Raw genomic sequence first — 12,561 nt, 5'->3', positions numbered from 1 at the left:
AGATATTTTTTCAGAATTTGTTTTGTTTAAAGCTGGAATTTCTACGGAAATATCCAGCTTTTTTATAATTACCATTAACCATTAAAAAATCATTGTCAGCTGAATCCTTTTCCGCGCTTCATCAACTTCCGCAACTTTAACCTGAACCTGTTGGTGAAGTTTTACCACTTCATTCACGTCCGAGACAAAACCTGATTTTAGCTGGGAAATGTGCACCAAACCGCTTTCTTTAATACCGACATCCACAAAACAGCCGAAAGCCGTAATATTATTTATAATTCCTGCCAGAATCATTCCGGCTTTTAAGTCTTTGATTGATTTCACCGAGGAATCAAACTCGAAAATTTTTGCGGCTTTTCGCGGATCCAAACCGGGTTTTTCAAGCTCTTTCAAAATATCTTGAACACCAATAATTCCCACCGTTTCAGTAGCATAATTTTCGGCCTTAATTGAGCTTATTTTTTCTTTATTTCCGATAAGATTTTCGGTTTTCAAACCTAAATCTTTAGCCATTTTTTCAACAATAGCGTATGCTTCCGGGTGAACTGCTGAATTGTCCAAAGCATTTTTACCATTCGAAATCCGAATAAATGCCGCAGCTTGCTGATAAGCTTTTTCGCCCAGTCTCGGCACTTTTTTCAATTCTTTCCGCTCCTGAAAAGCGCCATTTTCTGCGCGATATTTTACGATATTTTCCGCCATCTTTTCACCAATTCCGGAAACGTAGCTTAGAAGCGATTTGCTGGCGGTATTCAAGTTGATGCCAACGGAATTTACACATTTCATCACCGTAGAATCGAGTTCGTTTTTAAGCTGAATCTGGTCAACATCATGCTGATATTGTCCGACACCAATGGATTTCGCATCGATTTTCACCAGTTCCGCCAGCGGATCCGAAAGTCTTCGCCCAATTGAAATCGCGCCGCGCACCGTAACATCATAATTCGGAAATTCCTCACGCGCAATTTTACTCGCCGAATAAACCGAAGCGCCAGCTTCCGACACTACAAAAACCTGCGGCGGTTTTTCGAAGGCAATTTTTTTAATGAAAAATTCGGTTTCCCGGCTCGCGGTTCCGTTTCCAATCGAAATCGCGTCGATATTAAAGGAGTTCACCAACGACCGGATTTTTTTCATCGCCATGCCGCTTTCATTTTGCGGCGCGTGCGGGTAAATAGTTTCATTGTGCAGCAAATCGCCTTTTTCATCAAGGCACACAACTTTGCAGCCGCTTTTAAAACCCGGATCAATCGCCAGAATTCTTTTTTCACCCAACGGTGAATCGAGCAGCAACTGGCGCAGATTTTCCGAAAAAATGGCAATAGCTTTTTGGTCTGCTTTTTCTTTGGCTTCCTGCAAAACTTCATTGGCAATGGCGGGTTTCAGCAATCTTTTGTAACTGTCTTTTATGGCTAATGAAATCTGCTCCGAACATTCGTTATTCGAAGTGATGAGCGCGCTTTCAATTAAATTCAAAACTTCATCTTTATCGATGACGATTTTTGTTTTCACAAAACCTTCGGTTTGCGCGCGTAACATAGCCAACAAACGGTGCGACGGAATTTTATGTAAAGCTTCTTCCCAGTCGAAATACTGCGCAAATTTTTGGGCGTTTTCGTCTGTTTTTTTGTCTTTTACCACTTCAGAACTGATGCAGGCTTTGCGCTGAAAAAGTCGGCGCAGATTTTTCCGTACGAGAGTATTTTCATTAATCCATTCCGCGATAATGTCGCGCGCGCCTTGTAAAGCTTCGTCTTCAGTTTCAACCTGTTCATTTAAAAACTTCGAAGCGTAAGCTTCCAAATCTTCGATGTTTTGCTGTGTAATCGCTTTTGCTAAAGGTTCCAAACCTTTTTCTTTTGCCGCATCAGCTTTTGTTTTTCGCTTTTTTTTGAATGGCAAATAAAGGTCTTCCAATAGTAAAATATCAAAACTTTGCTCAATTTTATGTTTTAAATCATTAGTTAAAGCATCCTGCTCGCTGATGGATTTTAAAATGCTTTCCTTGCGTTTTGAAATTTCCTCAAACTGCCTTTTCAGTTTAAAGATTTCCTCAATCTGAACTTCATCGAGATTTCCTGTCGCGTCTTTCCGATAGCGGGAAATAAAGGGAATTGTGCAGTCATCCGCCAACAGTTTTAATGTTGCATCGATATTTTTTTCGGGTAAATTAAGGGTTTTTTTTATAAAGTCTGCAGGCGTCATGCGGTAATTTTCAGAGCGCTAAAATAGAAAGAATAAAGGAATTTAAAACAGAAAAACGCAGGCTTTTCGAACGCTGAAATTTTAAATCAGAATTAAAAAAACCTACGTGTAAATTAAAAAAATACCTTTTTAGCGGCTAATTTTTCTTGCCGATAAAACCGAAAACGCTATGTAAAAATTCCGGATTATTTTCGAAATAAAGCAAATGCCCGCCTTTTATCTTTGCAATTTTCTGGTTCGGAAATTTGAATAATTTATAATGATCCGGACCAACGGCGTGATCTTCGGTGCCAGTGACTACCAAAACCGGAACTTTAACGTCCGCAGTTAATTTTGTAAAATCTTCAAAATATTCGTTCATCGACCAGACGTTGTTGCGGAAACCGTTTTCTTCGGGTCTTTTTTCATCGATTTTATTCAGGATTTCCATGTTTTTCGGGCTGTCGGTCAGCAGTTTGTACATCAAACCTTTATCGTTTAAAGCGCCCATCGCTTCCGAAAGTGCAGGCATAAACTGGTCGTCTTTAATTTCAATTTTCGTTCCTGCAAGCTTATTCGCATACGCAACCTGGCTGATTACGGAATTATTCAGAAAAAGCGTGGAATTTACAAGAATTAAACCTTTTAAATTTTCGCCGTATTTCGCGGCATAACTTGTGGCGATAATTCCGCCAAACGAGTGTGACATCAGATAAACCTTCGGCGAACCCAGATTTTTCCGTACATCTTCAATGTCTTCTACCATTCTGTCTACCGAATAATTATTCTGCGTTGCCGCGAAAGATCTTCCGCTGCCGCGCTGATCGTAATACACCATTTTCAGGCGGCTTTCCAGGTTTTTTCCTTTTAAATTTTCAAAGGAATCACTCCACATTCCGGGCCCGCCGTGAACGTAAATGCAAAGGTCGCCGGTGCCGGAAATCCTGGTGAAAAGCTTAGTGCTGTCTGAAGTTACGGTAAAAAATTCCTGAGCTGTTTTTATATTTTCTGCCTTTTTCTGACCAAAAAATATTTGGCTCAATACAATTAATAAAATGCTTAAATGTTTTGTTTTCATGGTTGATGAAAGGTTGGCGCGCCAAACAGATTAGTTAAATATTAGTTTTTAATTTTTTAGTTTTTATTTTATCTTGAATTGTGCGGTGTTCGATTTTGTCTTTCAGAAAAATATAATGGTCGTCGCCTGTTAAAAAAAGAATTTTTTTATTTTTATTTTCCGAAATAATCTCCCGGATATTTTTCAGAATTTCGTCATTTCTTTTTGCATAAAAATCAGGAACGCGCTGATGAATACTGCCTTCCAGACTTTTATTCAAACAATTGTAAAAATCGCTGGTGAGCTGCGCATCTTTGCTTTTCAGCAATTCTGCCAGGCTGTTAGTCTTTAAAATCGGAAGTCTTTCGGTGCTGAAATGTTCACATTTTGCTTTTTTTGCAGAATAAACGGAATCTTCCGCAAGCGCTTTTTCGTATTTTTTAATTGGTGAAATTTCTTTCCAATAGTTCGCGGGGATAAACTGACCTTCGATATCGCTTCCGAGCCAGTCAAAACCAACAATCTTCTTTGCCGGAAACCATTTTTTCATCATCCACATTTCGTACGGATAATTCTTTTTTAGGTACAAAGAATCCTGCGAAATATCTTCAGCACGGATTTCAACAGCGATAATATCAGGATTGATTTCTGCCACAGCTTCCTTTAGCTGACGGTAATCGTAATTCGCATTAATTTTATGAATGGAATGCAAAGTTGGCAGCATGTAAATATTTTTGTTTGCGGTTTTACAACTTAGCAACAACAGGCTTACAAGAAGAAAAATAAGAAGATTTTTAACCATTAAACAGCGCTTTTTTTTTAAAATGCAAATTTAATAAAAATAGCCAAATAGCGCCAAATTTTTCGAAAAGCGCAAAATATCGCAAATGTTATTTCAGTTAATAAATTTTATTTTAGAAATCCAGAATAGAAAAAACAAATGAAATTTTTAAATTTTAGGTGGTACCTTTGGTATTCAGAAATTCACGAAAAAATGCCCAAAAAGCACCGAAAAAAATAAATTCATATGAATAATTTCAAATACAGAAACCCCACCAAAATCTTGTTTGGTAAAGGACAAATTGAAAATCTCGCAACAGAAATACCCAAAAATTCTAAAATTTTAATGCTTTACGGCGGTGGAAGCATTATGAAAAACGGAATTTACGAGCAGGTAAAATCTGCACTTTCAAATTTTGAAGTCTTGGAATTCGGCGGAATTCCTGCAAATCCGGAATACAGCATTTTACTGGACGCGCTGAAAATCATTCAAGATGAAAACATTAGCTTTCTTTTAGCAGTAGGCGGCGGCTCCGTCATCGACGGTACGAAATTTCTATCCGCAGCCACTTTATATGAAGGCGAAACACCGTGGGAACTTTTAACCAACAAAAAACCGGTAACCGAAGGTTTACCGTTCGGAACGGTTTTAACGCTGCCGGCGACGGGTTCGGAAATGAATTCCGGTTCGGTGATTACGCGCGCTGAAACTCAGGAAAAGTTATCTTTCGGCGGTCCCGGCATGTTTCCGGTTTTTTCAATTCTCGATCCGGAAGTCATTAAATCTATTCCGCAGCGCCAGCTTGCGAACGGTATTGCAGATGCCTTTACGCACGTGATGGAGCAATATATGACGTATCCAATAGGAGCTAAATTGCAGGACCGTTTCGCAGAAAGCATTATGCAGACTTTGGTTGAAGTTGCCCCGCAGGTTATGTCGGATCCGTCGAATTACGAAGCTGCTTCCAATTTTATGTGGAGCTGTACCATGGCGCTGAACGGACTCATTCAGCAAGGTGTTCCCGGCGACTGGGCAATCCATTCCATGGGACACGAACTTACCGCGATGTACGGGATTGATCACGCCAGAACTTTAGTCATTTTAGCAGGAAATCATTACCGATATAATTTTGAAACCAAAAAAGAAAAATTAGCGCAATACGCGGAACGCGTCTGGAATATTACCGAGGGAACTTTAGAAGAAAAAGCGCACGCCGGAATCGAGAAAACCGATGAGTTCTTCAAATCTTTAGGAATTGATATTAAACTTTCGGATTACACCAAAGATTATTCAGAAACCGGAAGCACCGTTGCAAAACGCTTTACAAAGAGAGGTTGGGAAGGTCTTGGCGAACATAAATCCCTGAAACCATCGGACGCGCAGAAAATTATCGAAATGAGTTACTAAATTTTTAAAAACATTAAAAAACACAAATTATGAAAATATTATTTGTCCTTACATCACATTCGGAACTCGGCAATACCGGTGAAAAAACCGGCTTTTGGATAGAAGAATTTGCAAGTCCGTATTATTATTTGGTCGATAAAGGAGTGGACGTCGTTTTGGCGTCACCAAATGGCGGTCAGCCGCCCATCGATCCCACGAGCGACAAACCGGAAAATCAAACGGAATCCACAAAGAGATTTAAAGCGGATGAAGAATTACAGGAAAAATTGAGCAAAACACATAAACTTTCGGAAGTTTCTGCGGATAATTACGACGCGGTTTTCTATCCCGGTGGCCATGGTCCTTTATGGGATTTGGCGGAAAGCGAGGTTTCCGCGCAGCTTATCGAGGATTTTTATACTACCGGAAAACCGGTTTCTTTTGTGTGCCATGCACCTGCAGCTTTGAAAAATGTTAAAAATGCTGATGGCGAAGCTTTGGTAAAAGGAAAAAAAGTCACCGGTTTTACAAATTCCGAAGAAGAATTGGTGAAACTGACCGATGTTGTTCCTTTCCTGGTTGAAGATATGCTGAAAGAAAAAGGCGCGATTTACAGCAAAGCCGGCGATTTTGAAGAATACGCTTTGGAAGACGGTTTGTTGATCACCGGTCAAAATCCAGCTTCCTCAGAAAAAGTTGCTGAAATGTTGTTGGCAAAACTTCAAAAATAATTTCCCTGAAATTCTTATTAATAAAAAATTCCAAAGTGATTTTCGCTTTGGAATTTTTTATTTATTAGGAGGTTTCCTCCGGTTTTTTTCTCATATTTAAAATATCAACCGGAAACGCTTTATTTCCGTCGTACCATTTAATTTCCTGAACATCAGACGGCAGCGAAAAGCCTTCTCTTATTAAATTTTCTTTTACCCGGCGGATGACTTCGCTTTTTATTTCAAGCACGCCTTTTTTGTAATCGATGGTTCTTACCCAAAAATAGACGCGAAGATTTACCGTTCCGGACGACAATTCTTCAACCACGGAAAAAGGTTCCTGGTCTTTGACGTGGTCAGCGATGGATTTTACAGTTTTAACAATCAGCGAAATGGCGCGGTTAATATCGTCTTCATAAGCGATGCCGACTGCAAAATCGACACGGATTTGTCCGTCTCGCGTAAAATTCGTCACCGGCTCCTTTACCACAATGGAATTCGGTAAAAAAACATCTTTTTCATCAAAAGTTTTAATATGTGTTGTCCGAAAATTCAAAGCTTTAACATGGCCTACAAAATCACGGATTTGTATCGTGTCATCCAGGCTGAAGGGCCGGTTAAAAGCTAAGATTAAACCGCCAAGAAAATTCTCCGCAATATCTTTAAAAGCAAAACCGAAAATAAAAGCTGAAATTCCGGCTCCTGCAAGTAACCCTTGCGCTATACCGCTGAGACCAACTGCCTGCATCGCTAAAATAACTCCAACAATAACCAGTAAAACTTTCGATGTTTTGCTCAGGAAATTTACGAAAAGCGGATCGTGATCTTCGTTTAAAAATTTTCTTTTGATCAGCGCGGACAGGTATTTTGAGCCGAAATAAAAAAACAGTAAAATCAGCAGCGCAAGCATTATTCGTGGCAGTGAAAGCACGAACATATTCCAATAATTGATGACAGAGTTCTGCAAACCGATCGAAAAATTTATTGCCTGATCTTTCATAATCGCATTATTTATTTAAAGATAAAAAAGATATTTTAATTCGATTTGGTTTGAATTTAAACCAAAAAAAGCCGCGAAAATCGCAGCTTTAAATTGTAAAAAGTTATTTTAATGTCCGCTGTGACCGTCAGCGCCGTGCGCGTGGCCGTGCTGCAATTCTTCTTCGGTCGCTGGTCTTGTTGATTCGATTTCAACTTCGAAATGCAGAGTTTTTCCCGCCATCGGATGGTTCAAATCTACAGTTACAGCTTCTGGCGTAACTTCCAAAACCACCGCATTGAGGTGATTTCCGTCCGGATCCTGCAGCGGCAAAATAGCGCCAACCGGCGGCATTCCCGAATCTCCGAACATTTCTGCCGGCAACTGCGTGGTAGAATCGGCAACTTTTTCACCATAACCTTCTTCCGGAGTGATGGTAAAAGAGCGTTTATCACCTGCTGACAGGCCCTGAAGTTGTTCTTCGAATTTCGGCAACATCATACCGACGCCGTATAAAAAAACGAAAGGTTGCTCCGCATCTGTTTTTTCGATAAATGATTTTTCGCCGTTTTCTTCAATGGCGTTTAGCGTGTAGTGCAGCGCAACTACGTGATTTTTGTCTACTGTCATGACTTGTTTTTTTTCCTGTTTTAATAAAATGGAGTGAGTTTTACCTAAAACCATTCAGTACAAATATAATGATTTCAAGTTTTCAAAATTCTCGGTGCTAAAACGGCGAATTTTTTAAAAATATCAAAAACAAATTTCGGTTTTAAAATTTTCGGCGCTGAAATGGCCTTTTTTTAAAATTGAAAAAACATGAAATAATCGGGTAAAGTTTCTATTTCAGTTCCAGCGAAAATTCCTGATTTATATGCAAAACTCCTTCCAAAATATTTTGCGGATGCGCCGTAAAACCTTTTAGTTTTGCTGATTTGCTTTTGGTTACGAGATCCTGAATTTGTTTTTCGCTGAGTTTTTTTCCGAAAACCTGAAAAGGAATTTTGAAACCGCAGCCTTTAAAATCAGAACAGCCAATCGCAGTTTTTCCTTTCATAAGTTTATTTTCCCGGCATTTCGGGCAAATTTCTTTCTCCCAAATAATTGTCGTGATTTTACGAGGAACAGCTTCCTTTTTTTCTTTTGGTTTTACTTCTTCGTGAGCCGTGATAACTTTTGCTTTTTCATTGATGACGTTTTTAGTTAAAGTTGTCACCATTTCAATAAGTTCTTTTTTAAATTGTTCAGCTTCATATTCACCGCGTTCAATTTTTCTCAGTTTCGATTCCCATTCACCGGTCAGTTCCGGACTTTTTAAAAGCTCATCCTGAATCGTATCGATAAGTTCAACACCAGTTGTTGTCGCAAAAATATTTTTCTTTTTTCGCTCGATATATTTTCTCCGGAAAAGCGTTTCAATAATATTAGCCCGCGTTGACGGTCTGCCGATGCCGTTATTTTTCATCATTTCGCGCAGTTCTTCATCTTCCACCTGCTTGCCCGCGGTTTCCATGGCTCGCAGCAAAGTGGCTTCCGTAAAAGCTTTCGGCGGCGTGGTTTTTCCCTGATGAATTAAAGGTTTGTGCGGCCCGGTTTCACCTATTGTAAATTCCGGAATGGTTTGTTCCTCATCTTTTTCCTTTTTTTCAGCGTCTTCTTTTTTGTACACTTCGCGCCAGCCCATTTCCAGGATTTGCCTTCCGCTGGTTTTGAAATTAATGGTGCCCACCTGACCTTCCACCAAAGTATTTGAAATTTTACATTCCGGATAAAAAACCGCGATAAAACGTTTCGCCACCAAGTCGTAAATCAGTTTTTCTTCGCGGCTTAAATTGGATGTCGGCGGAATTTCCGTCGGAATGATGGCGTGGTGATCGGTAACTTTTGCATCATCAAAAACCGCTTTTGATTTTGGTAAAGGCTGCAATAAAAGTGGTGCCGTCAATTCGGTGTAAAAGTTCATGCTTTCCAGGATTCCCGGAATTTTCGGATATAAATTTTCCGAAAGGTAAGTGGTGTCCACGCGCGGATAAGTCGTGTGCTTTTTTTCGTATAAACTTTGGATGAATTTCAGCGTATTTTCGGCCGAAAAACCGTATTTTTTGTTGGCTTCAACCTGTAGTGAGGTCAAATCAAAAAGCCGCGGATTTTTTTCTTTTCCTTCTTTAATTTCAAAAGCGATGATTTCAAAACGATTTTTTTTCAGATACTCGAGGCCTTTTTCGGCTTTTTCCTTCGATTTTAAGCGCTCGATCGCCGCGCTGAAAATCACGTCGCGGTATTTCGTTTTCAGTTCCCAATAATCTTCCGTGTCAAAAGCATTGATTTCTTTCTGCCGCTGAACGATCATCGCGAGCGTCGGTGTCTGCACGCGCCCGATAGAAAGTACACTTTTATTTCCACCAAACTTTCTGGTGAATAATCGTGTCGCATTAATTCCTAAAAGCCAATCGCCAATGGCGCGCGCATTTCCGGCTAAATAAAGGTTTTCGTAATCTTTAGCAGGTTTCAGGGCGGCAAAACCATCGCGAATTGCTTCTTCTGTCAACGAAGAAATCCAGAGTCTTTTCACCGGTTTTTTGCATTTCGCCTTGTGGAGAACCCAGCGCTGAATCACTTCACCTTCCTGCCCGGCATCACCACAGTTAATGACTTCTTCACATTCCTCAACCAAATTTTCAATGGTTTTAAACTGTTTCAGCACTCCGGGATTATCCAGCAGTTTTATACCAAAAGGTTCCGGAATAATGGGTAAAAAAATAAGATTCCAGGATTTCAGGTGCGCGCCGTAATCGTGCGGTTCTTTCAGCGTACAAAGATGGCCGAAAGTCCAGGTAACCCAATAGCCGTTTCCTTCGAAATAACCTTGTTTGGGCATATCTGCTCCCAAAACTTTGGCAATATCACGGGCAACACTAGGCTTTTCAGCAATACATAACTTCATACTTCTACGACGGATTTTTACACGAGGTGCAAATCTCCACAATTTTTACCACAAAAAAGTTTAATTTTTTGAAATTATTTCAGGAAAATTGGCTGCTAAATGAAGCAATTTTTAGGTTTTAGCAAAATTGAATTTAACCAAAAACGCTCCCGAAAACTCAGAAGCGCTATTGTATAAAATTGAATTTTATTAAATATTAATGAACAATTTCGGATTTACCGGTGTATTGTTTTTATGTACTTCGTAGTGGAGGTGCGGTCCGGTGGAGCGGCCAGTATTTCCGGATTTCGCAATCACGTCGTTTACTTTTACAACATCGTTGGTTTTTACTAAAATCGCGGATAAATGTCCGTACAAAGTATCCAATCCATTGCCGTGAGAAATGATTACACAATTTCCGTAACCGCCTTTCACGCCCGCGAAAATCACTTTTCCGGAAGCCGCGCTGCGAACAGGTGTGCCGGGCGCTACTGCGAAATCCATTCCTTTGTGAAACTGAATTTGGTCTTTTTCTGCGGGAGCATTATTTTGTGGCGCTGGAGTAACTGCAACCAATGTTTTTTTCACCACATTTCCTAAACTGTCTTTTTCTTCAATGTATTGGGGCTCAGCTTTTACGGGTTTAAATGAAGCTAACATCACGGTTTTTGGCGGAATCGGATTCGTTCTTTTCCCGAACTGCGAAGAAATATAACCGTCCGTCGGAATTCCGAGCGGAACCTGCTGAAGTTTCAGCTGTAAATCCATTAAATACTGGCTGTAACGGTTGGTTTGTTTCGCAAGATAAACTGCATTCGAAAGGCTGTCTTTCGCTAACATTTCTATTTTTCCTTCGCTTAGGTTTTTTGAAGCCAGAAAGGAATTCAGCTCGCGCACCGTGTGGTCTACGAGTGCCAGGTCATTTTTCATGCTGTGATAATCAATGCTGTCTTTTTCGGTTTTAATGGGAACCAAATTTACTTCGTAGGATTTATAATCCTTTTCAGCATAGAGTTTTCCGATTAACAGCGCCTGTCCAAAAATCATTAATACTAAAAATCCCAGGATTACATTAATATTTTTTTTGCTGCTTAAAAAGTTTTTCATCTTTATAAAATCGTCTTAAGGTTTTCGAAAAAAATGAGCTGCAAATTTAAGAAAAAAATAAATAAAAAATTCGGGGCAATAAGCACCTAATTTTTTGGTTTCCATAATTCTAACAACTTTCAGTTTAATGACAAAAAACATTTATTAATGGTAATTCAGAAAGCTTTAATATCTTTGTGAAAGCCAGAATGGCGATAAGTGAAGCTGAAAACTTTTCCGTATCCGATATGATAAAAAAGAAAAATTCCGACAAAAAACGCCCAAAAAACCAGATTGCTGTAGGTGTTGTGGGCAGCGGCAGTTTTGCCACGGCCATCGTAAAAATGCTGGTAGAAAACTGCGAAGTGGTGCACTGGTGTGTTCGGAATGAGTTTGTAAAAGGCGCAATAGAGCTGCGCGGTCACAATCCAACTTACCTCACGTCGGTTTCATTTGATGTAAAGCATTTGAAAATTACTACAGATATTAACGAGCTAGTTTCAGCCTGCGAAGTGGTTGTGCTTGCAACACCATCCATTTACCTTTCAGCAGCGCTGGAAAAAATGACCTGCGATTACCAAAACAAAATTTTCGTTTCCGCGATAAAAGGGATAGTTCCCGCAGTGAACGATGTTGTGGCGCACTATCTACGGGATGAATTTAAAATTGGCTTCACCAATCAGGCCGTACTTGCCGGCCCTTGTCACGCCGAGGAAGTCGGTATGGAAAGACTTTCTTACCTCACGATTGCGGTGGCGAAAGAAGAAGTTGCGCAGAAATTATCCGGCCTTTTTGCCTCAGATTTTATCAATGTTCATTGCAGCAAAGATATTTTGGGCAACGAGTACAGCGCGATTTTGAAAAATATTTATGCCGTAGGCGCGGGAATTTCCAGCGGACTGGGTTACGGCGACAACTTTACGGCGGTTTTTGTTTCTAATGCAGTACGCGAAATGGAAGTTTTCCTCGATGCGGTGTACGAAGTTCCGCGTGATGTGAATGAAAGCGCGTATCTCGGCGATTTGCTGGTTACGGCGTACTCCCTGTTTTCGCGAAACCGAAATTTAGGAAATCTCATCGGAAAAGGTTACACCGTGAAATCAGCGATACAATCGATGAATATGATTGCGGAAGGTTATTACGCTGCAGATTCCGTGTATCATACGGCGAAAGATAAAAAACTGAAAACACCGATTATCGATACGATTTACGGGGTTCTATACAAAGAAAAAAATGCTGAAACTGAATTTAAGAAACTGACTTTGATGTTGAATTAAATTTAAACCAAAATATTTCATCATTTCAAAAATTAGCCCTTGTTCGGGGCTTTTTTTGTGGAATTTTTTCAATTTAAAAATTTCAAAATATTTCCTGCTAAAATACCAAATTTTTGCTTTTATAAATTTTATTATTCAGAAATTTTTGGTCTTGTTTGATTGAAATTTTGTGATTTTC

At 39.7% G+C, this 12,561-nt stretch carries 10 protein-coding genes; 3 read left to right on the top strand and 7 right to left on the bottom strand.

Annotated features, from left to right (window positions below; translation table 11 throughout):
• Positions 1-81 precede the first annotated feature (81 nt).
• The 3 genes from OA84_RS09725 to OA84_RS09715 all read right to left on the bottom strand — a co-directional run bounded on the left by OA84_RS09725 (position 82) and on the right by OA84_RS09715 (position 3,965).
• Positions 82-2,205 carry a Tex family protein gene (locus OA84_RS09725; protein WP_039345351.1) on the bottom strand — a complete coding sequence of 708 codons (2,124 nt, stop codon included), beginning with the start codon at positions 2,203-2,205 and terminating at the stop codon, positions 82-84.
• A gap of 136 nt (positions 2,206-2,341) precedes the next feature.
• Complete coding sequence (locus tag OA84_RS09720; RefSeq protein WP_039345348.1) at positions 2,342-3,262, bottom strand: alpha/beta fold hydrolase; 921 nt, start codon at positions 3,260-3,262, stop codon at positions 2,342-2,344.
• Positions 3,263-3,296: 34 nt separating this feature from the next.
• Positions 3,297-3,965, bottom strand: coding sequence for a DUF5694 domain-containing protein (locus tag OA84_RS09715; RefSeq protein ID WP_143068732.1), 669 nt, complete (start codon positions 3,963-3,965; stop codon positions 3,297-3,299).
• A 303-nt stretch (positions 3,966-4,268) separates the two neighbouring features.
• Here OA84_RS09715 and OA84_RS09710 point away from each other — a divergent pair, with 303 nt between their 5' ends.
• Complete coding sequence (locus tag OA84_RS09710; protein ID WP_039345342.1) at positions 4,269-5,429, top strand: iron-containing alcohol dehydrogenase; 1,161 nt, start codon at positions 4,269-4,271, stop codon at positions 5,427-5,429.
• 29 nt (positions 5,430-5,458) lie between these two features.
• On the top strand, positions 5,459-6,139 hold the full coding sequence (locus OA84_RS09705) for a type 1 glutamine amidotransferase domain-containing protein (protein WP_039345339.1): 681 nt from the start codon (positions 5,459-5,461) through the stop codon (positions 6,137-6,139).
• Between the two features lie 64 nt (positions 6,140-6,203).
• On the opposite strand, the gene OA84_RS09700 is transcribed toward OA84_RS09705, so the two are convergent.
• The 4 genes from OA84_RS09700 to OA84_RS09685 all read right to left on the bottom strand — a co-directional run bounded on the left by OA84_RS09700 (position 6,204) and on the right by OA84_RS09685 (position 11,127).
• Positions 6,204-7,118 carry a mechanosensitive ion channel family protein gene (locus tag OA84_RS09700; RefSeq protein WP_039345336.1) on the bottom strand — a complete coding sequence of 305 codons (915 nt, stop codon included), beginning with the start codon at positions 7,116-7,118 and terminating at the stop codon, positions 6,204-6,206.
• 108 nt (positions 7,119-7,226) lie between these two features.
• Entirely contained in the window at positions 7,227-7,727 is a 501-nt protein-coding gene (locus OA84_RS09695) for an FKBP-type peptidyl-prolyl cis-trans isomerase (RefSeq protein ID WP_039346038.1), read from the bottom strand.
• Positions 7,728-7,938: 211 nt separating this feature from the next.
• Positions 7,939-10,041: a type IA DNA topoisomerase gene (locus OA84_RS09690; protein WP_039345333.1), complete on the bottom strand. Its 2,103-nt coding sequence runs from the start codon at positions 10,039-10,041 to the stop codon at positions 7,939-7,941.
• Between the two features lie 189 nt (positions 10,042-10,230).
• The gene (locus tag OA84_RS09685; protein ID WP_039345330.1) at positions 10,231-11,127 is read right to left on the bottom strand and encodes a M23 family metallopeptidase; all 897 of its coding nucleotides are present in this window, start codon (positions 11,125-11,127) and stop codon (positions 10,231-10,233) included.
• Between the two features lie 227 nt (positions 11,128-11,354).
• Here OA84_RS09685 and OA84_RS09680 point away from each other — a divergent pair, with 227 nt between their 5' ends.
• On the top strand, positions 11,355-12,383 hold the full coding sequence (locus OA84_RS09680) for an NAD(P)H-dependent glycerol-3-phosphate dehydrogenase (protein ID WP_052252191.1): 1,029 nt from the start codon (positions 11,355-11,357) through the stop codon (positions 12,381-12,383).
• Positions 12,384-12,561 lie beyond the last annotated feature (178 nt).

This window comes from Kaistella solincola, from assembly GCF_000812875.1.
GTDB classification, from domain to species: domain Bacteria; phylum Bacteroidota; class Bacteroidia; order Flavobacteriales; family Weeksellaceae; genus Kaistella; species Kaistella solincola.
Note: the sequence above shows the minus strand (reverse complement) of the source record. Positions and strands in the feature narration are given on the sequence as shown.